General features: G+C 72.6%; 20 protein-coding genes and 2 tRNA genes. 11 read left to right on the forward strand and 11 right to left on the reverse strand.

Annotated features, from left to right (window positions below; translation table 11 throughout):
- Positions 1–177 precede the first annotated feature (177 nt).
- Entirely contained in the window at positions 178–2,034 is a 1,857-nt protein-coding gene (locus BLT82_RS13230; RefSeq protein ID WP_093654202.1) for a putative bifunctional diguanylate cyclase/phosphodiesterase, read from the forward strand.
- Positions 2,035–2,154: 120 nt separating this feature from the next.
- On the opposite strand, the gene BLT82_RS13235 is transcribed toward BLT82_RS13230, so the two are convergent.
- The 4 genes from BLT82_RS13235 to BLT82_RS13250 form a co-directional block, all read right to left on the reverse strand.
- The gene (locus BLT82_RS13235) at positions 2,155–3,822 is read right to left on the reverse strand and encodes a glycosyl hydrolase family 18 protein (protein WP_093654204.1); all 1,668 of its coding nucleotides are present in this window, start codon (positions 3,820–3,822) and stop codon (positions 2,155–2,157) included.
- 258 nt (positions 3,823–4,080) lie between these two features.
- Positions 4,081–5,211 (reverse strand): LLM class flavin-dependent oxidoreductase, encoded by a 1,131-nt coding sequence (locus tag BLT82_RS13240; RefSeq protein WP_093654206.1) that lies wholly within the window; start codon positions 5,209–5,211, stop codon positions 4,081–4,083.
- Positions 5,212–5,297: 86 nt separating this feature from the next.
- Entirely contained in the window at positions 5,298–6,035 is a 738-nt protein-coding gene (locus tag BLT82_RS13245) for a maleate cis-trans isomerase family protein (RefSeq protein WP_208867880.1), read from the reverse strand.
- Positions 6,032–6,874: a maleate cis-trans isomerase family protein gene (locus BLT82_RS13250; protein ID WP_093654210.1), complete on the reverse strand. Its 843-nt coding sequence runs from the start codon at positions 6,872–6,874 to the stop codon at positions 6,032–6,034. Before BLT82_RS13250 ends, BLT82_RS13245 begins: the two co-directional genes overlap by 4 nt.
- Positions 6,875–6,973: 99 nt before the next feature.
- On the opposite strand from BLT82_RS13250, the gene BLT82_RS13255 reads away from it, so the two are divergent.
- A complete protein-coding gene (locus BLT82_RS13255; RefSeq protein ID WP_093654212.1) occupies positions 6,974–7,927 on the forward strand; it encodes a D-2-hydroxyacid dehydrogenase in 954 nt (317 codons plus the stop codon).
- Positions 7,917–9,335: an amidase gene (locus BLT82_RS13260; protein ID WP_093654214.1), complete on the forward strand. Its 1,419-nt coding sequence runs from the start codon at positions 7,917–7,919 to the stop codon at positions 9,333–9,335. The genes BLT82_RS13255 and BLT82_RS13260 overlap by 11 nt, the downstream gene beginning before the upstream one ends.
- A 43-nt stretch (positions 9,336–9,378) precedes the next feature.
- Here BLT82_RS13260 and BLT82_RS13265 read toward each other — a convergent pair whose 3' ends face one another.
- Positions 9,379–9,870, reverse strand: coding sequence for a DUF3830 family protein (locus tag BLT82_RS13265; protein WP_093654216.1), 492 nt, complete (start codon positions 9,868–9,870; stop codon positions 9,379–9,381).
- Between the two features lie 42 nt (positions 9,871–9,912).
- Here BLT82_RS13265 and ehuB point away from each other — a divergent pair, with 42 nt between their 5' ends.
- The 6 genes from ehuB (at position 9,913) to BLT82_RS13295 (ending at position 14,001) form a co-directional block, all read left to right on the forward strand.
- Positions 9,913–10,806: an ectoine/hydroxyectoine ABC transporter substrate-binding protein EhuB gene (gene ehuB, locus BLT82_RS13270; RefSeq protein ID WP_093654218.1), complete on the forward strand. Its 894-nt coding sequence runs from the start codon at positions 9,913–9,915 to the stop codon at positions 10,804–10,806.
- Positions 10,803–11,462 (forward strand): ectoine/hydroxyectoine ABC transporter permease subunit EhuC, encoded by a 660-nt coding sequence (gene ehuC / locus BLT82_RS13275; protein WP_093654220.1) that lies wholly within the window; start codon positions 10,803–10,805, stop codon positions 11,460–11,462. The genes ehuB and ehuC overlap by 4 nt, the downstream gene beginning before the upstream one ends.
- Positions 11,459–12,109: an ectoine/hydroxyectoine ABC transporter permease subunit EhuD gene (gene ehuD / locus BLT82_RS13280; protein WP_093654222.1), complete on the forward strand. Its 651-nt coding sequence runs from the start codon at positions 11,459–11,461 to the stop codon at positions 12,107–12,109. The genes ehuC and ehuD overlap by 4 nt, the downstream gene beginning before the upstream one ends.
- A complete protein-coding gene (gene ehuA / locus BLT82_RS13285; protein ID WP_093654224.1) occupies positions 12,099–12,866 on the forward strand; it encodes an ectoine/hydroxyectoine ABC transporter ATP-binding protein EhuA in 768 nt (255 codons plus the stop codon). Before ehuD ends, ehuA begins: the two co-directional genes overlap by 11 nt.
- Before the next feature lie 167 nt (positions 12,867–13,033).
- Positions 13,034–13,792 carry an IclR family transcriptional regulator gene (locus tag BLT82_RS13290; protein ID WP_093654226.1) on the forward strand — a complete coding sequence of 253 codons (759 nt, stop codon included), beginning with the start codon at positions 13,034–13,036 and terminating at the stop codon, positions 13,790–13,792.
- Positions 13,793–13,927: 135 nt separating this feature from the next.
- A tRNA-Lys gene (locus BLT82_RS13295) sits at positions 13,928–14,001 on the forward strand.
- 350 nt (positions 14,002–14,351) lie between these two features.
- Here BLT82_RS13295 and BLT82_RS13300 read toward each other — a convergent pair.
- From BLT82_RS13300 to BLT82_RS13325, 6 genes are all read right to left on the reverse strand, one after another.
- Positions 14,352–15,011 (reverse strand): LuxR C-terminal-related transcriptional regulator, encoded by a 660-nt coding sequence (locus tag BLT82_RS13300; protein ID WP_093654228.1) that lies wholly within the window; start codon positions 15,009–15,011, stop codon positions 14,352–14,354.
- Complete coding sequence (locus tag BLT82_RS13305; protein ID WP_093654230.1) at positions 14,981–16,249, reverse strand: sensor histidine kinase; 1,269 nt, start codon at positions 16,247–16,249, stop codon at positions 14,981–14,983. Before BLT82_RS13305 ends, BLT82_RS13300 begins: the two co-directional genes overlap by 31 nt.
- A 379-nt stretch (positions 16,250–16,628) precedes the next feature.
- Positions 16,629–18,317, reverse strand: coding sequence for an AMP-binding protein (locus BLT82_RS13310; RefSeq protein ID WP_093654232.1), 1,689 nt, complete (start codon positions 18,315–18,317; stop codon positions 16,629–16,631).
- A 25-nt stretch (positions 18,318–18,342) separates the two neighbouring features.
- Positions 18,343–18,930, reverse strand: a complete 588-nt coding sequence (locus BLT82_RS13315; RefSeq protein ID WP_093654234.1) for a lytic polysaccharide monooxygenase auxiliary activity family 9 protein — start codon at positions 18,928–18,930, stop codon at positions 18,343–18,345.
- 129 nt (positions 18,931–19,059) lie between these two features.
- On the reverse strand, positions 19,060–20,940 hold the full coding sequence (locus tag BLT82_RS13320) for an SPFH domain-containing protein (protein ID WP_093654236.1): 1,881 nt from the start codon (positions 20,938–20,940) through the stop codon (positions 19,060–19,062).
- Positions 20,937–22,865: a peptidoglycan-binding protein gene (locus BLT82_RS13325; RefSeq protein ID WP_093654238.1), complete on the reverse strand. Its 1,929-nt coding sequence runs from the start codon at positions 22,863–22,865 to the stop codon at positions 20,937–20,939. Before BLT82_RS13325 ends, BLT82_RS13320 begins: the two co-directional genes overlap by 4 nt.
- Before the next feature lie 153 nt (positions 22,866–23,018).
- On the opposite strand from BLT82_RS13325, the gene BLT82_RS13330 reads away from it, so the two are divergent.
- Together BLT82_RS13330 and BLT82_RS13335 are read left to right on the forward strand one after the other, a co-directional pair.
- Positions 23,019–23,092, forward strand: a tRNA-Lys gene (locus BLT82_RS13330).
- Positions 23,093–23,297: 205 nt separating this feature from the next.
- Positions 23,298–23,718, forward strand: a 421-nt coding sequence (locus BLT82_RS13335; RefSeq protein ID WP_093654240.1) for a helix-turn-helix domain-containing protein, incomplete at its 3' end; no start/stop codon positions are given.

A 23,718-nucleotide genomic window follows, 5' to 3' on the forward strand; every position in this document is an offset into this window, starting at 1 on the left:
TGAGCCCCGGCCTGGGCCTCACCCGCGCAGAAACGATCGGTCTGGACCTTCTCGTGCTCCTGATCACCCTCCGGAAGCTGGAACGCCCACGCGGCCAGCCTCTATGATCGGCACACTTTCCCGAGTTTCCGGCCCCGGCCTGGCCTGAACGACACGACTGCACTGCGGGAGCGAGCGGTGAGCGGACACACGGAGGGACGGGGCCCCGCGACCGTCGCGGCACCCGGGAGCGCCCATCCACCCATCACGGAGGGTGAGGGGCCGGCATCCCCTGCCGGCCTCGCGGCGTCCGCCCGCGGCCGGTCGGCAGAGGCCCAACTCACCGACTACCGCGCCGCATTCCACGCCTCCCAGCTCGCCATGGCCCTCGTCGACCACGAGGGCCTCGTCGTATCCGCGAACGACGCGCTCGCCGCGCTCCTCGGCGCCGAACCGGACGCCCTCCGCTCGCGGCCGGCCGCCGATCTCGTCGACCTCGCCTCGGACGGCCGCTCCCTGCTCGCCTACGGTGAGGTGCTGAACGGGCGGAGCTCATGCTTCCGGTGCACCCGGCGCCTCAAACACGCGGACGGGCACCCGGTCTGGGCCGAGGTGACGGTCGCTCCCGTCCCCGGCGGCGGGTGGGTCCTGCTCTCGGTCACGGACGTCAGCGACCGACGCGAACTCCAGGCACGGCTGCGCCATCTCCAGATGCACGACCCGGTGACCCGGCTGCCCAACCGCACCCTGTTCTTCGAGCGGCTCAGCACCGCCCTCGACTCCTCTTCGTACGATCACGGCGGCACGGGCCGGATCGGACTGTGCTACCTCGACCTCGACGGCTTCAAGGCGGTCAACGACACCCTCGGCCACCGGATGGGCGACCGGCTGCTCACTGCGGTGGCGTCCCGGCTGACCGAGTGCGCGGACCGGGACGGCCAGGCGCGCGGCGGCGCCCATCTCGTGGCCCGCCTCGGCGGCGACGAGTTCGCGATCCTGGTCGAGGACTCCACCGGCACGGAGCAACTCGCCGATCTCGCCCGGTCCGTACTGGCCGCGCTCCAGCAGCCGTTCGACCTCTCGGGGCAGCGGCTGTCCGTCTCCGCCTCGATCGGGGTGGTCGAACGAGCGGCGGACGGCACCACCGCGACCGGACTGATGCAGGACGCGGACACGACGCTGTACTGGGCCAAGGCGGACGGCAAGGCACGCTGGACGTTCTTCGACCCGGAGCGCAACGCCCACCGGATGACCCGTCAGGCGCTCTCCTCCACACTGCGACCCGCCGTGGAGCGCGGGGAGTTCACGCTGGAGTACCAGCCGCTGGTGTGCATGGCGGACGGGGTCGTCCGGGGCGTGGAGGCCCTGGTGCGCTGGGTGCACCCCCAGTTCGGCACGCTGGCGCCGAATCGGTTCATCGGAATCGCCGAAGAGGACGGCTCGATCGTCCAGCTGGGCCGCTGGATCCTGCGCACCGCCTGCCGGCAGGCCCGCCAGTGGGAGCTCGAACACCCCTCGGAACCACCGCTCTTCGTCAGCGTGAACGTCGCCGTGCGTCAGCTGTGGGACTCGGACCTGGTCGCCGATGTGGCCGGGATCCTCGACGAGACGGGCCTCGCGCCGCACCTGCTGCAACTGGAGCTCACCGAGTCCGCGGTGATGGGCTCGGCCGGGCGTCCGCTGCAGGTGCTCCAGGCGCTGAGCGAGATGGGTGTGCGGATCGCCATCGACGACTTCGGTACGGGCTACTCCAACCTGGCTTATCTCAGCCGGCTTCCGGTGTCCGTGCTGAAGCTCGACGGATCGTTCGTGCGCGGCTTCCGCTACGACGACGGCACACACCCGAACCCCGCCGACGAGACGATCGTCGAGGCGATGGTCGAGCTGGCCCACCGGCTCGGTCTCACGGTCACCGCCGAATGCGTCGAGACCGCGGGCCAGGCGGAACGACTGCGCCGCATCGGCTGCGACACGGGCCAGGGCTGGCTCTACTCGCGCGCGGTGGCGCCGGACCGGATCGCCGGGATGATCGGGGTCAGTCCACTCGCGGTCTGATCCACGGGGCAGGGCCCCCGTCGGCGCCGACCGTCATGGGAACCGCCCCCGGCCGGGCCGTGACGGCCAGGGCGGGGGCGGTGCTCGAGGGGTGCTCAACGGGGCGGTGCCCCGGGCGGATCAACAGGCGCCGAGGTCCTGCCAGACGCCCCATTCGCCGGTCGTGCCGGGCTCCTCGCCCTGGGTCCACCACTTGGCCCGCCAGGTGCGGCCGTTGTGGGAGACCTGGTTGTCGGCGGTGTAGGCGGCCGTCCGGTTCCAGGCCGCGGCGGTGCACCCGACGGGCGGATCCGTCGGGGTCGGGGTCGGCGTGGGGCCCGTCGGGGTCGGGGTCGGGTCCACCGGGGAGGCGCCGACGGCCGTGACGACCTCGTTGAAGAGGGTCGTGCCCGCGTCCAGGCCGAGCAGGGAGTACATCATCGCGCCGGCGAGACCGCGGCTGTGCCCGTAGTCGGCGCGGGCCTGGATCGCCCGCTTGTCCAGACCGGTGAAGAACTCGCCGTCCTTGTGGAAGTACGCCGCCTTCGCCTCGTCGTCCCAGAAGGTCGTCGCCGGGTTGTCGACGATGCCGCCGAGCTCCTTGTAGTGCGCGATGCCCGCCTGCTGGCTGACGGGACGGGCCGCCGAGGCGCCGGTCGCCGGCTGGGCGAGGCCGCTCTGCGCCCCGGCCGGGACGCCCTTCCAGCCGCGGTAGTAGAACTCGTACCCGAGTGCGAGCTTGTCCGCGGGGAAGCCGCCGGCGATCCCGTAGGCCGCGTCGCCGTCCAGCCAGGCGTCGACGGCGTTGTCGATCGAGTACTTCTCGGTGCCCGGGGCGATCGGGTCGGTCGGGTCGCCGGCACCCGAGTACAGCGGGGACTGGTGGTAGGTCGGGCCGTCGCCGTCCCAGGCGCCGTGCATGTCGTAGGTCATGATGTTCGCGTAGTCGAGGTACGCGCCGATCTTGTCCGTCTCGATGTGCCGGATCTTGTCCTGGCCGGCCGGCAGAGCCGCCGTGAGCAGGTACTCCTTCCCGCCGTTCGCGGCGCCGTGGGCGTCGAGCTGCTTGCGGAACTCGGCGAGGAGCAGGGTGAAGTTGGCCTTGTCCTCGGGGCCGTAGTGGTTGCCGAGGTGGCCGTCGGGAGAGCCCGGGTACTCCCAGTCGATGTCGATGCCGTCGAAGATCCCTGCCGCGGTGCCGGGGCCGCCGTAGCCGCCCTCGACGGGCAGGTCGCCCTGGATGTACTGCTTGATGCAGGAGGCCACGAACTTCTTGCGGCTCGCGTCGGTCTTGGCCGCGTCGTGGAAGTACTTGGAGTAGGTCCAGCCGCCCAGCGAGATGTTGATCTTCAGCTTGGGGTACTTGGCCTTCAGCTCCTTGAACTGGTTGAAGACGCCGACGATCGGCTGGTTCCAGGTGTCGGCGACCCCGTCCACGCTGTCGGCCGCAGCGAAGGTGCGCTGGTAGTCGGCGTACGAGTCGCCCGCGCCGTCACCGGCGTTCGGGTTGTTGTCGTCGCCCGCCGCCTTGTTGGCCTGGAAGCAGGTGAGGTCGGTCGGGTGGATGTTGCCGAACGAGTAGTTGATGATGTCCAGCTTGCCCGCGATGCCCCGGGTGTCGAGGTGCTTGGGATAGAAGGCGTTGCCGTACACGCTCCACTGGTCGTAGTACGCGATCTTCACTCCGCCCGAGGACGGGGCCGCGGCGGCCGCGGGCTGCGCGGAGCCGGGACCGGCGGCCACGGTGAGCGCCCCGAGGGCGAGTGCCGCTGTGGCGAGCGCGGCGATCAAGGGTCTGCGGGCGTGCACGTACGACCTCCGAAGGGGGTGCGCGGTACGGGAGTTGGAGAAGTGATAGCCGTCGCGCGAACGCCGCGTCAATGGTCTGAACCAAAATGAGGACTAGACCAATCCAGACCCATCTGCCCGCGAAAGCCCTTGTCAAAGGGGGTCCTTGGGCAAGAACAACCGCTCGCCACCCTCGGTGACGAGCGGTTTAAGGTTGCCTTCAGGAAGGCCACGCAGGGCCGTTCGGGAATGGACCACTCCACTCCCGGCGCCCGGGTTCTACGCGGGCAGCCCGTACGCGTCCGCGATCAGCTCGTAGGAGCGCAGCCTGGCCTCCCCGCCGTGGGCGTTGGCCGTGATCATCAGCTCGTCCGCCCCCGTGCGCTTCTGGAGCTCGTCGAGACCGGAGCGCACCTCGTCGGGTGTGCCGTGCACGATGTTGGCCAGCCAGCCGTCCACGAACTCCCGCTCCATCGGGCCGAAGTCGTACGCCTCGGCCTCCTCGGGCGTCGGAACAAGCCCCGGCCGGCCCGTGCGCAGCCGCAGCATCGACAGGGCGCCGGTCATCACCTGGCGGCGTGCCTCGCGGGCGTCGTCCGAGGCGAGCGCGGCGACGCCGATCAGGGCGTAGGGCGCGTCCAGGACCTGTGACGGGCGGAAGGAGTCCCGGTAGAGATCGAGCGCCGGGACGGTGTTCTGCGCCGAGAAGTGGTGGGCGAAGGCGAACGGCAGCCCGAGCACGCCGGCGAGCCGGGCGCTGAAGCCGGAGGAGCCCAGCAGCCAGACGGGCGGCCGGGCGGCCGACTGGACCCCGCCGGGAGCGGTGGCCTGCACCGGGCCGGGCACCGCGTGGATCCGGGCGTAGGGGTGCCCGTCCGGGAAGTCGTCGTCCAGGAAGCGCGTCAGCTCGGCGAGCTGCTGCGGGAAGTCGTCGGCGCCCTCTCCCCTGGCCTCCGGCATGGGGGACCCCAGCCTGTCGGTGCGGCGCAGCGCGGCGGCGGTGGCGCCGTCGGTCCCGGGCGCGCGGCCGAGACCGAGGTCGACCCGGCCCGGGGCGAGGGCCTCCAGGGTGCCGAACTGTTCGGCGATCACCAGCGGGGCGTGGTTGGGGAGCATCACGCCGCCGGAGCCGAGACGGATGCGCTCGGTGTGGGCGGCGAGGTGGGCGAGGATCACCGCCGGGGACGAGGAGGCAACGCCGGGCATCGAGTGGTGCTCGGCCACCCAGTGCCGGTGGTAGCCGCGCCGCTCGGCGAGCCGGGCGAGCTCCACGCTGGTGCGCAGCGCCTGTCCGGCGGTGCTGCCGCTGCCGACGGTCACCAGGTCCAGTACCGACAGCGGCACGGGCGAGGTGCCCTGCGCCGCTCCCCGGATCTCGTCGGCTGCGCGCGCTGCGTCCGGTGTGTCCACGGAGGTGCCTCCTGCGTTGTCGTGCGTATCCGTCGCACTAACAGGAGGCCATCTCCGGTTATTCCCCCGGCAGGCCCGGGCAGGCCCTACTCGCCTTCGGGCCAGTGGTCCGGGCGGGCGAACAGCGTCCCCAGCCCGTCCGCCCACGCCCTCCGCTCGGCCAGCCGCAGGCCCTCCCACACGGTCACCTGGTTCGCGGTGAGGACGGGCTTGCCGAGGGTCTCCTCCAGCTCCTGGAGGTGCCCCGCGGTGTGCAGCGCGGTGTCCGGCATGAGCACCGCCTCCGCCCTCGGGTCGTCCCCCGCCGCGGCCAGCTCGAGCACCTGCTCGCGCTCCCAGGTGCCGACCTCGGCGGCCGTGACGATGCCGCTCGCCCGGGCCGCGACGACCTCGACGCCCGCCGACTCCAGGAACTTCTCGAAGAGGCCGGTCACGTCGTCCGGGTAGGTGGCCGCGACCGCCACCCGGCTCACGCCCAGCGCCTGCGCGGCGTGGACGAAGGCGAACGACGTGCTCGACGCCGGCAGCCCGGCGGCCTGCGCCAGCTCGCGGATCTGCTGCTGAGCGCCGTCCCGGCCCCGGACGAAGCTGCCGCTCGTACAGGCCCACACCAGGGACTCAGCTCCGGCCAGCCGCAGTTCCTCCACCCCTGCCGCCAGCCGGTCCGCGGCCCCCATCTCGATCAGCGCGTCCTCCCGGTGCGCGTCCTCGCCGATGTCGGTGTGGAAGACGGGCAGCCTGATGTCGCTGTCGAGCAGGACCGCGATCCTGGGGTAGTCGTCCTCGGCGGAGTGCCCCGGGTAGAGGAGTCCGACGGTCGTCATGTCCATCCTTCCTGTTCCTCCGGCTGGGCGACGGGGGGTGCGGCCGGCGGCACGGGCGGGGCCGCCGGGGGCGGCGGCTCCTCGTGCGGACCCGCGGTCCGCACCAGGAGGGCCTGGTAGGGACCGACCGCGTACACGCCGATCCTGCGCAGCGCCGCCCACATCGTGACCTGGTTCGCGGAGAGCACCGGCATGCGCAGTTCCGCCTCCAGCTGGGGTATCGCGTCGTACGTCGGCAGGTTGGTGCAGCTGATGAAGAGGGCGTCCGCCGCGCCCACCACGGCCTGGCGGGCCATGTCCACCACCGACCGGTACGGCACCCTCCAGATGTGCCGGGTCAGCCCGAGGAAGGCGCGGCCCGTGACCGATACCCCGGCCTCGGCCAGGTACTCCTCCAGCGACCGGGTGACGGACTCCGTGTACGGCGTGACGACGGCGATCCGGCGGGCGCCCAGCTCCTCCAGGGCTTCCAGCAGCGCGCCCGAGGTGGTCACCGAGGCGACCTCCCCCGCCGTGGTCATCGCCTCGCACATCGCCCGCTCGCCCGCGACGCCGCCGACGAAGCTGCCGCTGGTGCAGGCGTAGGCGACGACCTCGGGTTCGGAGGCGGCCAGCGCCCGGACCGCCTCACGGAGGGTCTCGTGCTCGCTGACGAGCCTGGCCAGGTCGAGCGACACCTCGACGGGCACGAACGGGGTCCTGGTCAGACGTAGCGAGACGCCGTCGGGCACCCAGCGCCACAGCTCCCGGTCGAGTGCGAAGTCGAACGGGGCGACCACCCCGATCCCGCGCTGCGGGTCTGGTCCGCCCAGAAGCGAAACTTCGAGGGACACATCCATCACAGGCCCCCTCATTTACGTCTTGTTGACGACGGTAGGTTCGGGTGCGAGCGTGGGTCAATCCGTACATGTCAGACGTTCAGAAACGGTTTCCGCGCGATGTCCGTACCGGTTCTTCTCGTACTGGAAGCAGACCCTCCGCCGCGGCTCGGCAGCCTCACCGGACGCGCCGACGTCCGGTACGCCGACGCCGGCTCCCTCGCCGCCGAACTGCCAGGGGCGGACGCCCTGCTGGTGTGGGACTTCACCTCCGACGCGGTGCGGCTGGCCTGGCCCGGGGGCGGCTCCCGGCCCCGCTGGGTGCACACCCCGAGCGCCGGCGTCGACCGGCTGCTCTGCCCCGAGTTCTCGGCCTCAGACACGGTCCTGACCAACGCCCGCGGGATCTTCGAGCAGCCCATCGCCGAGTACGTGGCCGCCCTGGTGCTCACGATGGCCAAGGACCTGCCGGGGACCCTGGAGCTCCAGCGGCAGCGGCGGTGGCGTCACCGCGAGTCCCTGCCGGTGGCCGGCGGCCGTGCGGTCGTGGTCGGCGCGGGGCCGATCGGGCTCGCGATCGCGCGCACGCTGCGGGCGCTCGGCCTGGAGGTGGCCGTCACCGGACGCACGGCCCGCCCCGGGGTGCACGGCTCCGAGGAGCTGGACGGGCTTCTCGCGCAGGCCGACTGGGTCGTGTGCGCGGCCCCGCTGACGGAGGCCACGCGGGGCATGTTCGGCGCCCGGCGGTTCGCCCTGATGCGCCCGTCGGCCCACTTCGTCAACGTCGGACGGGGTGCGCTGGTCGTCGAGGACGAGCTGGTCTCGGCACTCACCGGGCGGCGGATCGCGGGCGCCGCCCTGGACGTCTTCGAGGAGGAGCCGCTGGGACCCGACAGCCGGCTTTGGGACGTCCCCGGGCTGATCGTCTCGCCGCACATGAGCGGGGACACGGTCGGCTGGCGGGATCGACTGGGCGAACAGTTCGTCGAACTGTTCGACCTGTGGTCGGCGGGAAAGCCGCTGCCGAACGTGGTCGACAAGAAACGTGGGTACGTCCCCTCCCATGACTCCTGAGCCGAACGACCTGAGTGCCCTGACCGCACGTCACCTCATCGCCGGCTACGAGCGCGGCGACTTCTCCCCACTGGAGGCGGTACGCGCGGTCCTCGACCGGGCCGAGGCGGCGCAGCGCCTCACGAACGCGTTCGTCCGGATCGACGGCGAGCAGGCGCTGGCGCAGGCCGAGGCGGCCACCGAGCGCCGCCGCAGGAAGGAGCCGCTGGGACCGCTCGACGGCGTACCGGTCACGGTCAAGGACATCCTGCTGCAGGCGGGCGGGCCGACGCTGCGCGGCTCCAGGACGGTCCGTCCGGACGGCCCTGCCTGGGACGAGGACGCCCCTGCCGTGGCACGGCTGCGGGAGCAGGGAGCGGTGTTCGTCGGCAAGACGACGACGCCGGAGTTCGGCTGGAAGGGCGTCACGGACTCCCCGCTGACCGGGGTGACCCGCAATCCGTACGACGTCTCCCGCACGGCGGGCGGATCGAGCGGCGGGAGCGCGGCGGCCGTGGCACTGGGCGCGGCCCCGCTGTCGATCGGCACGGACGGCGGTGGCTCGGTCCGCATCCCGGCGTCGTTCTGCGGGATCTTCGGGCTGAAGCCGACGTACGGCCGGATCCCGCTCTACCCGTCGAGCCCGTTCGGCACGCTCGCCCACGCCGGCCCGATGACCCGCGACGCGGCGGACGCGGCCCTGCTGCTGGACGCGCTCGGCGGACCGGACTGGCGGGACTGGTCACAGCTGGCGCCCGCGCCGGCGACGGGCGAGGGCCTCGCCGAGGGGGTGAAAGGGCTGCGGATCGCCTACTCGCCGTCCTTCGGCGGCCAGGTGGCGGTCCGCCCGGCCGTCGCCTCCGCGGTGCGCGGCGCGGTGGAGCGGCTGGCCGAGCTGGGCGCCTACATCGAGGAGGCGGATCCGGACATCACCGACCCGGTGGACGCCTTCCACACCCTGTGGTTCGCCGGGGCGGCGCGCGTGGTGCAGCACTTCGGCAGGGAGCAGCGGGAACTGCTGGACCCGGGGCTGCGGGAGATCTGCGCGGAGGGCGAACGGGCCTCGGCGCTCGACTACCTCGCCGCCGTGGACGTCCGGATGGAGCTCGGGCGCCGGCTGGGCCGCTTCCACACCGCGTACGACCTGCTGATCACGCCGACGCTGCCGGTCACCGCCTTCGAGGCGGGCGTGGAGGTGCCGAAGGGCTCCGGGCACCGGCGCTGGACGGGGTGGACCCCGTTCACGTACCCGTTCAACCTCACCCAGCAGCCGGCGGCGACGGTGCCGTGCGGGGTGGACGAGGACGGGCTGCCGGTGGGGGTCCAACTGGTCGGCCCGCGTCATGCGGACGCTCTGGTCCTGCGCGCGGCGCACTCCCTCTACGCGTCGGGCGCGGCGGCGGTGCCGTCACCGCCCGCCGCCGGGTAGGAGACCGGCGCCCCGGCCCTCGGCGGGCCGGGGCGCGGCCCGGTCAGGCGCGGCGGAACGACAGCGTCTCGCCGAGCGCTCCCGCGCGCCACAGGTCCTGGCAGGCGTCGGCCATCCGGTCGAGACCGTCCACCACCTGGCCCCACACGATGCCCGGCACCCAGCCCGTGTCGCCGTTGAGCAGAAGGTTGTTGCGTTCGTAGAAGAGCGCGAGGTCGACGGTCACCGGCCGGGACAGGTCCCGGTCGTAGCCGTACGCCGCCGTCCCCAGTTCCGTGCCGCTGAAGGTGAAGTAGCAGAGGTCGCCCGGGATCGGAGTCACCGTCGGGTTCTCCAGCGGTGGCTCCCGGTCGGCGAAGGCGGGGAACAGGGCGTAGATCTCGTTGCGCGCGTACTTCGCGTGGTAGACGTCGCTGCCCAGCGGCAGCGCGTCCCACACGGCCCGGCAGGTCAGCGGCGCCCGGTCGTCCAGGAGCCGGGCGGTGCAGTGCACTCCGCGCTTGGTCAGCGAAACTTCGATGAAACGATCGGCCATTGCTTACGCATACCCCGCCTGTGGCCGGGTAGCCGCGCCGCCATGGCTCCACACACGGCACCACACACCAGACACGCGATACGAAGGCGCAGCCTGCTCCTGGGGACCGCAGGCGCCCTCGGTGCGGCCGGCGTTGCCGGTGCGACCGGTTGCGCACGGGTCCCCTCGGGCGACGGTCTGGCCAGGCTGAGATCCCAGGGCACGGTGCGGCTCGGCATCGCGGGCGAGGTGCCGTACGGCTACATAGACGAGCAGGGCGAGTTCACCGGGGAGGCCCCGGAGCTCGCCAAGGCGGTCTTCAAACGGCTCGGGATAGCGAACGTGCAACCGGTGGCCACCGACTTCGCCTCCCTCATACCCGGCCTCAATTCGCAGCAGTTCGATGTCGTTTCAGCCGGAATGTACATAAACAAGGAACGCTGCGCGCAGGTCATCTTCTCCGATCCCGAATACCAGATGCTCGACTCCTTCATCGTGCCCAAGGGCAATCCGAAGAACCTGCGCAGTTACGAGGATGTCGTACGGACCAAGGCGAAATTCGCAACGGGCACCGGATACGCCGAGATCGACTACGCCGTGGCGGCCGGGTACCCCGAGAAGGACATCGTCATCCTCCAGGACCAGGTGGCCGGACTGAACGCCGTCGAGTCCGGGCGCGTCGACGTGTTCGCCGGGACCGCCCTCACCACCCGCGAAGTCGTCCGCAAGAGCAGGAAGGCCGAGGCGACCGAGCCGTTCGCGGCGATCGTCGACGGCAAGAAGAAGATCGACGGCGGGGGGTTCGCCTTCCGGCCGACCGACACCGAGCTGCGGGACGCCTTCAACCGCGAGATCCACAAGATGAAGAAGAGCGGCGAACTCTTCCGCATCCTGAGCCGGTTCGGCTTCACCAAGGCCGAGATGACCGAGCTCACGGCGAAGGAGTTGTGCCGATGACCTCCGGACTCTGGCAGAACTGGGTGCTCCCGGGCATCTGGATCACCGTCCAGCTCACCCTCTACAGCGCCGCGCTGGCCACCGCCGTCGCCTTCGGCGTCGGTATGGCCAGAACCCATCGCTCGAAGGCCGTCCGCTTCGTCGCGGCCTTCTACACGGAGGTGTTCCGCGGGACTTCGGCGCTGGTGCTGATGTTCTGGCTGTTCTTCGTCCTCCCGCCGCTGGTGGGGTGGCAGCTGGTGCCCATGTGGGCGGCGGTGCTCGCCCTCGGCCTGTCCTACGGGGCGTACGGCGCCGAGATCGTGCGCGGCGCGCTGAACTCCGTGGCGCCGGCCCAGCGGGAGGCGGGCATCGCGCTCAGCTTCACGCCCTGGCAGCGGATGCGGCTGATCCTGCTGCCGCAGGCCGTGCCCGAGACGATCCCGTCCTTCTGCAACCTGGCGGTGGAGTTGCTCAAGGGCACGGCCCTGGTGTCGCTGCTGGGTGTGGGCGACGTGTCGTTCGCGGCCTACCTGGTACGGCTGGCGACCCAGGAGAGCGCGCAGATCTACACCGTCACGCTGGTGATCTACTTCGTGCTCGCGTTCCTCATCACCCGCTCGATGAAGGCCCTGGAACGGAAGACCAAGGCGAACCTGGGGGTGGTGGTCAAGTGACCTGGGACTGGTCCGCGGTCGCGGACTTCATGCCGCGTTTCTGGGAGGGCGTGCTCGTCACGCTGCAGATCCTGGTGCTGGGCTCACTGATGTCCTTCACGCTCGGCCTGGTCTGGGCGCTCGGTCTGCGCTCCGGCTCGCGCTTCGTGCGCTGGCCGGTGGGGCTCGTCACCGAGTTCATCCGGAACACCCCGCTGCTGGTGCAGCTGTTCTTCCTGTTCTTCGTGCTTCCGGAGTGGGGGGTCCAGTTCTCCGCGCTCACCACGGGCACGATCGCCATCGGCCTCCACTACTCGACGTACACCGCGCAGGTCTACCGGGCCGGCATCGAGGCCGTACCGGCCGGGCAGTGGGAGGCGGCGACGGCGCTGAGTCTGCCCGCCCACCGGACCTGGACCGCCGTGATCCTGCCGCAGGCGGTCCGGCGGATCGCGCCCGCCCTCGGCAACTACGTCATCGCGATGCTGAAGGACACTCCGCTCCTCGCCGGGATCAGCGTGCTGGAGATGCTCCAGCAGTCCCGGCTGGAGAGCGCCGCGACCTTCCAGTACACGGAGCCGCTGACGGTCGTCGGCATCGCCTTCATCCTCATCGCCTACCCGGCATCCCTGCTCGTACGGACCCTGGAGCGCCGCCTTGCCCGCTGACACCGACCTCGCCAAGCAGAACGACGAACTCATCCGTTTCACGAACGTCACGAAGAGCTTCGGGGACAACACCGTCCTGGACGACCTGTGCTTCTCGGTACGACCGGGCAGGCACGTCACGCTGATCGGGCCCTCCGGGTCCGGGAAGACCACCATCCTGCGGCTGCTGATGACGCTGGCGAGCCCCGATTCGGGCACGATCGACGTCAACGGGGGACGGCTGTTCCCGGCCGACGAGAAGGAACGCAGAGAGGTCCGCAAGAAGATCGGCATGGTCTTCCAGCAGTTCAACCTCTTCCCCAACATGACCGTGCTGCGGAACATCACCGAGGCCCCGGTGCGGGTGCTCGGGCTCTCCAAGGACGAGGCCGAGGAGCGCGCCCGCGAACTGCTGGACCTGGTCGGTCTCGCCGACCGTGCCGACGCGCGGCCCTCCCAGCTGTCGGGCGGTCAGCAGCAGCGGGTGGCCATCGCCCGGGCCCTCGCGATGCGGCCGCAGGTCCTGCTGCTGGACGAGGTGACCTCGGCGCTCGACCCGGAGCTGGTCGCAGGAGTGCTCGACGTCCTCAGGGACATCGCCCGCACCACCGACATCACGATGCTCTGCGTGACCCACGAGATGAACTTCGCCAGGGACATCTCCGACGAGGTCCTGATGTTCGACGCCGGGAAGGTGATCGAGTCCGGGCCCCCGGAGAAAATCTTCTCCGAACCCGAGCACGAACGTACTCGTGAGTTCCTCAGTGCGGTGCTCTGACCTCTTACTCCAGGCACCACTTTTGACTCTGGCATATGCCAATGTCGTGCGCCCCAGGATATGAGCCTGGGGCGCACGACATTTCTCGCCAACAGCCGCCCACTAAACGGTTCTTGGCGGCTATCGTGGTAGGGAAGCTTGCGGTCACAACCTGGTAGGGGGAAACCGTGGCGCTGAAGCCCGAGCCGACCGCGCCGTTCCACTCGGTGCAGTACGCACTGCGTGTCCTGGAGACCATCTCCAGGCACAGCGGCGGTGTGACCGATGTCCAGATCGCGCGCGAGACCGGACTGCCGACCGCCCATCTCACGTCCCTGCTGCTGATGCTCCGCCGCGAGGGCTATGTGGAGCAGGTGGCCGACGGGGCGTACGTGATCGGCGACTCCCTGGTCCTGCTGGGTTCCGGCGTCACCCGGCGGGAGGCCCTGGAGCGCAAGCTCCAGGAGACTCTCACCGAACTGCGCGACTCGGTCGGCGCGGCGGTGTACATCAGCCGGTACATCGACGGCGAGGTCAAGATCACCCAGTTCGCCGACGGCCCCCGCACCCCCAAGGTCAACGAGTGGGTCGACTTCCGCTCGGCGGCGCACGCCAGCGCCGTCGGCAAGTGCCTGCTGACCCAGCTCGACCAGAACGGCCGCCGCGACCATCTCTCACGCCACAAGATCGCCCGGCTCACCTCCCGGACGATCACCAACGAGAAGATCCTCTTCTCGAAGCTGGACGCCCAGCCACCCACGGTCCCGGTGCTGAACCTCCAGGAGTACGCGGTGGGCACGGTCTGCGCGGCGGTGCCGCTGACGGCCGGCTCGTCCGTGGGCTGCCTGGCGCTCTCGCTCCCGATCGAGCACGCCCACCGGCTGCGCGCCGCGGCCGACACCCTGAACCGCCGGGCGGCCCCGGTGGTGCTGTCGCTGGCCCTGTGACCGGCCGGATGTGAGCGCACGGCCGCCCGGGCCCACGGGCGCGCGCGGCCGGCGCCCGGTGGTCGGGAGCACCCCTGCGGACCGGGTAGTATTACTTCTGTCGTCAGCCGCCGAGAGCGGCGAGAACGGCAGCCCGCGCCGCTAGCTCAGTTGGTTAGAGCAGCTGACTCTTAATCAGCGGGTCCGGGGTTCGAGTCCCTGGCGGCGCACAACCTCCCGAGGGGCCCTGGCAATTGCCAGGGCCCCTCGGGCTTTCCCCGGGCTCCCGCGGCCCTCCCCGCCCTCGGCCCCGGCAGCCGCCGCACACCCGCTCGGCTGCCGCGCACCGGCCCGGCACACCGGCCCGCTGCCGGAACGCGCCTCGCCGCCCGGGCAGCGGCCCGAGACTTCTCCGGGTCCTCGTGGACATCAAGGGGGCCCTCGACCGTGACATGCGTCACGCTTGCCGCGTCTGAGCGGCGTTCCGGCGGCGATCCCGGGGCGGTACGGACGGCCCGAACAGGGTCCGCCGTCCCGTCCGGGCCCGAACAGGGTCCGCCGTCCCCGACCGGGCTCCCCGTCAGCGCAGATAGGCCAGTACGGCGAGCACCCGGCGGTGGGTGTCCTCGGCCGGCGGCAGATCGAGTTTGGCCAGGATGTTGCCGATGTGCTTGCCCACGGCCGCCTCGCTGACGACCAGGCGACGGGCTATGGCCGCGTTGGAAAGGCCTTCGGCGACCAGGGCGAGGACCTCGCGCTCGCGCGGGGTGAGCTGCTCGAGCGGGTCGCGGCGCCGTCGCAGCAACTGACGTACGACCTCGGGGTCGACGACGGTGCCGCCGTCCGCGACGCGTTCGAGCGCGGCCACGAACTCCTCCACCTGTCCTACGCGGTCCTTCAGGAGGTAGCCGACGCCGGTGCCGTCGCCGGTGTCGAGCAGTTCGGCGGCGTAGGACCGCTGGACGTACTGGCTGAGCACGAGGACGGGCAGGCGGGGGCGCCCGGTGCGCAGCGCGAGGGCGGCTCGCAGTCCCTCGTCCTGGAAACCGGGCGGCATCCGTACGTCGGTGACGACGATGTCCGGGTCGTGCTCGGCGACGGCCGCGCACAGGGCCTCGGCGTCGCCCACGGCGGCGACGACCTCGTGGCCGAATCGCCCGAGGAGTGCGGTGAGGCCGTCCCGGAGCAGGACGCCGTCCTCGGCGAGGACTATGCGCAGGGGTGCGTGCCGGTCCGGCATGGGATCTCCAGTCGCAGGACGGTGGGCCCGCCCGGCGGGCTGGTGATCGCCAGTGTGCCATCGAGGACGGCGAGCCGGTCGGCGAGTCCGGTGAGCCCGGTCCCCCGCTCCGGGTCTGCTCCGCCGATGCCGTCGTCGTGTATCTCGACGGTGAGCAGGTCCCCGGTGTGCCGGGCGGTGAGCCGTACACGGCTCGCGTCGCTGTGCTTGCCGGCGTTGGCGAGCGCCTCGCTGACGGCGAAGTACGCGGCGGTCTCCACGGGCCGCTCCAGCCGGGGAAGTTCGACGTCCGTGTCGACCGGTACGCCCGACCGGTCGGCGGCGTCGGCGAGCGCGGCGGCGAGTCCGTAGTCGGACAGGACCTGTGGGTGGATGCCGTGGACGAGCTCGCGCAGTTCCGTGAGGGCCTTGCCCGCCTGGTCGTGGGCCGCGGCCAGACGTTCGGCGAGCGGCCCGCCGGGCGGGGCGTCGAGCCGGGCGAGGCCGAGGCTCATGGTGAGCGCGACGAGCCGCTGTTGAGCGCCGTCGTGCAGATCGCGCTCGATACGGCGCCGTTCGGCCTCGAAGGCGGCGACGAGCCGGGCTCGGGAACGGGTCACCTCGCCGATCCGCGTGCGCAGTTCGGCTTCGCGGGGTGCGAGGAGCGCTCGGGCGAGCGCGGCCCTGGCCGCGGCGAACGCGCCCAGTGGATAGAGGAACAGGGCGAGCAGCAGCAGCCCGGCGACGGCCGAGGCGAATGCGGCGGGATAGCCGGTGACGAGCCACAGCTTCGCCACCCGGGCCTCGTGGCCGCCGTCCGCTGCCAGTTGCAGCGGCGCGGCCGTCATCGCGAGCGGCACGCCGAGGCCCGCCGCCAGGGCGAGCAGGTCGAGCGGCCAGAGCACCGTGGCGTGGAGCAGGGAGTACCCGAACTCCCGCCAGGTCGCACGTTCCCGGACGCGGGTGCGTGCCCATGCGGTGATCCCGGGCTCCGGAGGCGTGCGGTGCGGGTCCACCGCGGGCTCGTCGTCGGCGATCCGCAGCCGACGCCGCTCCGCAGGGGCAAGCGCGACCACGCCGAGCAGCAGCAGCGGCAGCCCCACCAGCACGGCGGAGAACGCCACGAGCACCAGCCCTCCGACGAGTGCGACGGCCCCGCTGACCACCCCGGTCCCCAGGTACGCCACACCCCGCCACGGCCACGCGGTCCGCAGGTACGCGCGCCCGGCAAGGGCCTGCCAGAGGTTCCTTGCGGTCATGAGTGCACGCTAGGGCCCGCCGGGCGCCGCGGGCCATGGGCCCAGGGCGACTGCGGGGGGTGGGGCGGGCCCTACCCCTCGGCGGCGGGGCGCGGGCGACCGCCCCGTTCCCGGCCGACCGCTTCCCGGCAGCCTGCCGTGAGGCCCGGGGGCCGACGGGCGCCACCGACCGCACCACCGCCGCCCGGCGACCAGCCGCTGCCCCGGGGTGGACACCGCACCACCGGGACTCGCCGGCGCCGACCGCCGGTCGGCGGACCGGCGGACCGGCGTGAGACCGGGACCCGGCCCGGCGTGAGACCGGGACCCGGCCCGGCGTGAGACCGGCGTGAGACCGGCGGACCGGCATGAGACCGGGGACCCTGGCCCGGCCGGGGCGTCAGCGGTCCAAGAGCTCGGCCCTGCCGTGTCGTTCACAGGCGCGGCGGAGCCGGGCGCCGTCGGCAGGGGTCAGCGGGCGGTAGCCGTCCGCGCCGGGTGGGCGCCACCAGACGGGGTCCCGGCCGTGGAGGAAGCCCTCGCGGCGCAGGGCGACGCGGTGGATCTTGTTGGTGGCGGTGACCGGGAGGCGGGCGACGACGCGGACGAAGCGGGGGGGCATCTTCGTCCCCAGATCGGGCTGGGCGGCGAGGAAGGCCGCGAAGCCCTCGGGGTCGAAGGACGACGCCTCGTCGCGGAGCGCCAGGGCGCACATCACCTGGTCGCCGGCGACCGGATCGGGGACGGCGTACACCGCGACGCCCGCGGCGGGTTCCCATCGGGCGAGGATGCTCTCGATGAGCGCGGCGGCGAGGTTCTCGCTGTCGACGCGCAGGCGGTCGTCGCTTCGGCCGGCGAAGTACAGGAAGCCTTCCGCGTCGCGGTAGAAGAGGTCTCCGCTCCAGTACCAGCCTCCCCGCAGCCGTTCCGCCTCCGCCTCGGCGTTGCGCCAGTAGCCCTCGAAGGGGCTGCGGCCGCGGTTGACCAGCTCGCCTATCGCCCGGTCGCCGTTCAGCAGCCCACCCGCCGCGGAGAAGCGCGCCGGCTCGCACTCCTCGCCGCTGGACGGGTCGACCACGGCGAGGTCGTCGCCGGGCGCGGCCCTGCCGATCGCGCCGCGCGGGGTGCCGGGGGTGCGCTGGACGGCGGCACCGCCTTCGGAGGAGCCGTAGCCCTCGACGAGCCGGACGCCGAAGCGAGCCGCGAAGCGCTCCGCGTCGACGGCCCCCGCCTCGGTGCCGAAGCCGAGCCGGAGCGGGTGGTCACGGTCGTCGTCGCGTTCGGGGGTGGCGAGCAGGTACTGCACGGCCCGGCCCACATAGGTGAAGTAGGTGGCGCCGTAGGACCGTACGTCGGAGAGGAAGCACGACGCGGAGAAGCGGCGCCGCAGGGCCACCGCCGCGCCGGCCGCCAGCGCGGGAGCCCAGTCGGCGATCACGGCGTTGCCGTGGAACATCGGCATGCAGACGTAGTGGACGTCGTCCGGCCGCACACCGAAGTGGGAGACGAGGGACGCCCCGGCGGCGGCGAGCCGTCCCTGACTGCAGATCGCGGCCTTGGGCGCGCCGGTCGAACCGGACGTGAAGTACAGCAGCAGCCGGCTGCCGGGCCGCACGGTGCGGCCCGGCAGGGGGGCGATGTCGGCTGGTCCGGCCCCCTCGTAGGGGGCGAGGAGCACGGTGTACGCGTCGTCGTCGGTCACCAGCACCCGCACGCCCGGCAGTTCGAGACCGTCGAGCAGGGGAAGGTGCGTGCGCTCGGTGACCAGCACCCGGCAGTCGGTGTGCAGTATGTCGCGGGCCAGCTCCGCGCCCCGGCGCGTCGGGTTGATGCCGGCGACGGCGGCCCCGGCGAGGGCTGCCGCGCCGATCCAGAGCGGGAACTCGGCCGTGTTGTCGAGCAGGACCCCGAGGTGCGGCTCGGCTCCCCGGGGCAGGAGTTCCGTGAGCAGGGCGGCCCGCGCGGCGGCGCCGGAGGCGACCTGGTGGTGGCTGAGCACGAGGTCCTCGTGCATCAGCCCCACCCGGTGGTCGCCCCACTGGCGCCCTACCAGCTCCGCGACGGTCGTACCGCTCCCCGTGACGCCCATGGCGCGCACGGTAACTGACGTAGCGTCAGAACTGAACGTCCGAGCAGGCGTAGAAGGCGTTCGGGGTGTCGGCGATGGTCCACACCGCCAGGATCAGATGGCGGCCCGACTTCGACGGCAGCGTGCCCGAGTGACTGAGCGTCCCCGGGGGCCGCTGGCCGTTGTACGGGATGGTCAGGAAGGGCTGCGGATCGAGTGCGGCCCTGGTGAGCGGCTGGCTGGGGTTCCAGCCGTTCCTGGTGATGTAGTACTTGAAGTCCGTCGTGGCGTGCATGGCGGTGAACTGCCACCGGAAGGTGTAGTTCTGCCCCGAGGAGACCCTGGTGGTGGGCCAGGCACCGCCGCGCGGGTCGTCGAGCTGCGCGAAGCGGCTGTTGCCGCCGGCGCAGAGCTTCCCGTCGGCCGGACCCGCGCCGGGGAAGCCCTTGGGCCCCTCGACGCTCTGGGGCTCCCATTGGATCTCGCCGCAGTTGCCCACGGTGCCGTTGGCGCACAGTTTCTGACGGCTGATCGGGGAGTCGGTGTAACCGTGGCTGCTGGCGCTCCCGGTGGCGAGCAGGGTCGTCCCCGCCACGGCGAGCCCGACCATGGCCGCGCCTATTCGCTTTCGCATGCTGTCGCTCCTGGAGAACGTGGGGGAGTTCTATGAGCCGTGCCGTGCAGCTGCGCTTGTGCGGTCGTGCGGATTCCGGTCTAGACCAAGTCCCAGATTATTGGCGAACTTTGAACATGTCCAGACCAATCACGGGGTCTCCGCGGCGCCCGTCCTCGCCGTGCAGAACGCCACGGTGAGATCGCGGACGAGGGCCTTGCGCTCGTAGTCGTCGAACTCCACCAGCCCGCGCATGGTGAGCCGTTGGACCGTGTCGTCCACCGCGTCGACCACCGAACTCAGCACGGTGTCGCGGCGCTCGGCCTCCAGTGCGGCGACCCGGCGGCGGCGCATGGCCGCGGCCACCTCGGGCGCGTACTCGATCCGCGTCGGCTGCGCCGAGAAGACGTCGATCCCGATCGGGGCGCACTCCGCCGCGAGCGTCCTGGTCAGGGCATCGCCGACGGCCTCGGCGTTGCGGAGCGTCGGACGCAGTTCGAGCGCCGGCCCGCCGCCCGCCGGTGGCGCCGAGGCGTCGGCGGGGATCTGGGAGAGCACACGGGCGAGGGCCGCCTCCACCTGCTCCCTCAGGTACGACTCGTGGTTCGCGACCCCGAGCACGGCCCGGGCCGTGTCCCTGACCCGCCACACGACGAGGACGACCGCCTCGAGCGCGGTCCCCTCGGCGTCGACCGACGGCATGGGGTCGCTGCGCCAGTGCCGCAGCCGTACGTCCACCCGGCGGCGGAGCAGCAGCGGACTCACCCACATGAGACCGCTGCTGCGGACGCTGCCGCGGTACTCGCCGTAGAGCGTCAGCACCCAGGCGTGGCCGACCCGGCCGCGCGCGAGCCCGCCGAGCGAGAACAGCGCGACGGTGAGGGACACGGCGAGCAGGGCCCAGTGCACGAACCCGAGCCCGCCGTAGGGCCGTTCGCCCAGCCCGAAGAGCGTCGTCACCTCGGGAGGGAACGCCCCCGCCCAGTGCAGCACGGCCGCGCAGCCGGCGAGGGACAGCACCCCGGCGAGAAGTGCCGCCCAGCCGGGCAGGACCGGACCGGGCCGCTCGATCAACCGGGGGTCGGGCGGGGGCGCGGGCCGGCTGCCGGCCGTTCCGGCGTTCGATGCGGAACGGCGGCCGGTGGGGAGCGCCACCGGGGGCATGGCGATGGTGTCGGGTCCGCCGTCGCCCCCGCCGTCCCTGGCCGGCCCGTTCACGCCGAAGGCGCTCCGGGCGTCCTTGAGCCGTGCGGCGCCGTCCTGGGCCTTGGACGCGGACGTGCCGTTGAGCTTGCGAGCGGCGCCCGCGTCAGTACCCCCGCCTTCGTCGGTCTTCTCCGCCGGGCCCCGGGCCGTCGCTCCGGCGGACGCGACGGCGTCCCGGTAGAGCAGGTGGACGGGAATGGCACCGGTGGTCTCGGTGCCGATGACGACCGTCCGCCGTCCGCCCGCGCCGCTGAACTGCCGCTCGAAGCGCTCGGATGCGGGCACTGCGTCGAGTGCGCCACCGGTCTTCGTCCGGTCGGCCTCGGACAGGGAGTCGGGGCGGGGACCGGCGGCGGTGGAGTCGGTCGCGACGGAACCGCTCCCGGGCGGGACGACGGTCCCGGAGCCCACCTCGGGCCCGCCGCCGGAAGGGGACTCCTGGTCGGCGGCGGGCAGTCCGGCCCCCGTGGGAGCGCCGTGCACGACGCTCCCGTACGGGTCCGGGATGCCGGGCGTCTCGGGGGCGGGCCGCGCCTCGGAGGTGCCGGGCGCACCGGGGGCGCCGTGGCGGTCGGGGGCGCCGTACGGGTCGGGGGCGCCGTCGAAGGCGGCCGGCGTCTCCGGGTCGGGGACGGCCTGGGGCGCGGGCGCGCCGGGTGCCGCGATGCCCGTGGCGGGGAGCCCCGTGCTGTGGACGGCCACCGACGCGGGGGTCAGCCGGCCGAGCGGGAGGGAGGAACCCGGTGGGTCCTCGGAGTAGGGGGTCGTGGGGTTCACCGCGGTCGCCTCCTCGCGGGGTCGGTGCACATCGGGGTTGTGGATCATGAGAAGAGCCGCCGCCAGGTCTCGGGGCCGGGGTAGCCGTCGGCCGCAGCGCCGCGCCAGCCCTGGGCGCGCTGGAACGCCTCGACACTGCGGCGGTCCGCGTCGCCCCAGCGCGGGCCGGGGCGGGTGGAGTAGTGCCTGCCGAAGCCCCGCTTCGCCAGCTGCCGGCGGAGAGTGTCCAGATGTCTGTCGGAAGTGCGGGGGCTGCCGGGGCGGAAGTGGCCGTGCCCGGGGAAGCCCGGAGCGGAGGCGGCCGCCTCGGGAGCAGCAGGCGCCTTCCGGGTGGCGCCCGGGGCCGCCGGTGCGACACCGGGCCGGGCTGCCGCGGAGCGCCCGGACGGCGCGCCGGGAACGGACGGAGCGGGGGAACCGGGCCCGGACGGTGCGGCCCCGGTGACCGCTGCCGGCGCGGGGGCCTTCCGGGACCCCGCAGGATGCGGCGCCTCGGGAACCGGCCCCGCGGCAACGGACCCCGCCGTTGCGGAGCCTGCCCCGCCGGGGGCCGGTGCGGCGGGCGGCGCGGGCGACGGGGCCCGTCCGGAGGCGGCCGCGGCCGTGCCCGGTGCCGAGGCGGGCGCCTCCGCCTCCGGACCCGCCGTCCGCCGGGGCCCGTTCGGGGCCGACGGGTCCGCGCCGGACGCCGCCTTCCTGCCCGTGCCGTTCACCAGCAGACGCCAGGTGTCGGGCCCCGGCATACCGTCGGCCTCCGTACCCGCCCAGCCCTGCGCACGCTGGAACGCCTGGGTCGCCTGCCGGTGCGCCTCGCCCCACCGCGACCCGGGACCGGCGGTGTCGCGGGCGCCGAAGCCCTGCTCCAGCAGCAGCCTGCCGAGCCGGGCCACGTACGAGTTGTCCTCGCCGGGCCCGAAGAGATCCACGCCGGGGAACCCGAGCTCCCCGTCCCCGGCGATCTGTCCGCCCGTGGTGCCCACGCCCTTCAGCGCCTTGTAGCGATAGGCCACGTACTGGCTGGAGTTGTTCCAGTAGGCCATGGGCGTCGTCTGCCTGCGGGTGTTCGGCTTGGCCTGCTCGTACGCGATGTACTTCGTTCGGGCGCTGTCCGCCCAGCCACCGAAGATCGTCACATGGGAGCCCTTGGCCGGATTGCTCAGGTTGTGGAAGAGCAGGATGTCGCCGGGCTGCAGGTCCTTGCGTTCGATCCGCGTGCCGAACTGCGCCAGACTGCCCGTCCATTCGTTGCCCGGCAGGTGCCAAGCCATGGAGACGTAGCCCGAGCAGTCCTGCCGGTAGCCGTCCGCCCAGTACCTGCTCATGGAGTACGGGACCTTGGCGTTCACCCAGCGCTTGGCCCGGTTCATGATGTCGGCACGGGCCATCTTGCGCAGGCCGGCCGTTCCGGCGGGGCCGGGGATCGGCGCGCCGTGCAGCGGTTCCTGGCCGCCCTGCGGGGTCTCCGGGTCGGGGCCGGTCTCGCGCCCGGACCCGGCCGGGTCGTCCGCACGGACACGATCCGCCAGGGCGCGTCGCGTCCCGCCGGGGCCCATCCGGGCGTGGTCCGCCCGGGAGCCCGCCGGAACGGCGGTCCCTGCGAGCTCCGGCCGCCGGCCGTGCTCCGCCCGGACTCGCGCGGACCTGGCCGGGTGCGCCTCCGCCGCCCGCTCCTCGACCACCCTCGTCGCCGGGCGGGCCCCGGTTTCCCCGCCGGGCCGCGCGGTCCCGGCGCTCTCCGGTTCGGGCACCGGGGCGTGCCCCGCTCCGGTTTCGGCGAGGGCTCCCGTGCCGCCACCGCTCAGTACCGCTCCCGCCGCGGTGACCAGTACGAGTGCGCGGCGGGCGCCGTGCGCGGCCGGGTGGCCCCCGGCGCGTACCGGCAGGGCTCGGGCCCGTTCCCGCCGCTGCTGGGCGCAGCCGGGGCAGACGCAGTCGCCGGCCGGCTCGTACTCCTCGAACACCGGAACGGTCATCCCTTACCCCTCCAGATCCACCACTCTCTTCCGTCATGACAAATCGCATTTTGACGGAGCAAAGCGAAAAAACGACCATCCGACAGGCCGGAACGCGCAAGGAAATGGTCAGGAGCATCCCCGGGGGTCCGGTAAACTTCTCCGGGTCAGCAGGCGCCGCTAGCTCAGTTGGTTAGAGCAGCTGACTCTTAATCAGCGGGTCCGGGGTTCGAGTCCCTGGCGGCGCACAAGCGATCAGTTCGCTGACCTGGGCGTTCTCGGCTTCCGAGGGCGCCCTTTCGCATGGGGGCGCAAACCCCGCCGAACGCCGGGCAGCGGGCTTCGGGAGATCCGCGGCCGGCGGAGGGACGGGAGGAGCACGCCCCGCCCGCGGCATAGACTCGGACTCACCCGAACGCGTCACCCCGTCCATCGGCAGGGAGAATCCACGGCGTGGCCAACGCACTGCAGGAATTGGTGAAGAGCCGGCTGGAGCAGCAGGGCTGGTCCTACGGCGACGTGGCCCGGCGCGGCGGCATCCCGCGTTCCACCGTGCACCACCTGGCCACCGCCGAGCGGGTCACCCGCATGCCGCAGCAGGCCACGCTGGAGGGACTGGCCAGGGGCCTGGAACTGCCCCTGGACGCCGTACGCAGGGCAGCCGCCGAAGCCTGCGGCATCCACCTCTACTTCGAGGAGACACCCGGCACCGCCGCCGACCCCGAAGTCGCCACCCTCATCGCCAGCGTCCAGAAACTGACCGCGGCCGACCGCCGGCACGTCACCGCACTCGTCGAATCCCTCCTGCGCAACACCCACCCACCCCACACCGACACACCCACCCACACCGACACACCCGCCGGCACCGACCCCC

Source organism: Streptomyces wuyuanensis, from assembly GCF_900103455.1.
GTDB classification, from domain to species: domain Bacteria; phylum Actinomycetota; class Actinomycetes; order Streptomycetales; family Streptomycetaceae; genus Streptomyces; species Streptomyces wuyuanensis.

Excerpts from the sequence above, each read along its gene's own strand:
- BLT82_RS13245 (WP_208867880.1), bottom strand. The coding sequence starts at position 6,035 with ATGACGACCGTCGGACTCCTCTACCCGGGGCACTCCGCCGAGGACGAC.
- BLT82_RS13250 (WP_093654210.1), bottom strand. The coding sequence starts at position 6,874 with ATGGATGTGTCCCTCGAAGTTTCGCTTCTGGGCGGACCAGACCCGCAG.
- BLT82_RS13255 (WP_093654212.1), top strand. The coding sequence starts at position 6,974 with ATGTCCGTACCGGTTCTTCTCGTACTGGAAGCAGACCCTCCGCCGCGG.
- BLT82_RS13260 (WP_093654214.1), top strand. The coding sequence starts at position 7,917 with ATGACTCCTGAGCCGAACGACCTGAGTGCCCTGACCGCACGTCACCTC.
- BLT82_RS13265 (WP_093654216.1), bottom strand. The coding sequence starts at position 9,870 with ATGGCCGATCGTTTCATCGAAGTTTCGCTGACCAAGCGCGGAGTGCAC.
- ehuB (WP_093654218.1), top strand. The coding sequence starts at position 9,913 with ATGGCTCCACACACGGCACCACACACCAGACACGCGATACGAAGGCGC.
- ehuC (WP_093654220.1), top strand. The coding sequence starts at position 10,803 with ATGACCTCCGGACTCTGGCAGAACTGGGTGCTCCCGGGCATCTGGATC.
- BLT82_RS13300 (WP_093654228.1), bottom strand. The coding sequence starts at position 15,011 with ATGCCGGACCGGCACGCACCCCTGCGCATAGTCCTCGCCGAGGACGGC.
- BLT82_RS13305 (WP_093654230.1), bottom strand. The coding sequence starts at position 16,249 with ATGACCGCAAGGAACCTCTGGCAGGCCCTTGCCGGGCGCGCGTACCTG.
- BLT82_RS13310 (WP_093654232.1), bottom strand. The coding sequence starts at position 18,317 with ATGGGCGTCACGGGGAGCGGTACGACCGTCGCGGAGCTGGTAGGGCGC.
- BLT82_RS13315 (WP_093654234.1), bottom strand. The coding sequence starts at position 18,930 with ATGCGAAAGCGAATAGGCGCGGCCATGGTCGGGCTCGCCGTGGCGGGG.
- BLT82_RS13320 (WP_093654236.1), bottom strand. The coding sequence starts at position 20,940 with ATGATCCACAACCCCGATGTGCACCGACCCCGCGAGGAGGCGACCGCG.
- BLT82_RS13325 (WP_093654238.1), bottom strand. The coding sequence starts at position 22,865 with ATGACCGTTCCGGTGTTCGAGGAGTACGAGCCGGCCGGCGACTGCGTC.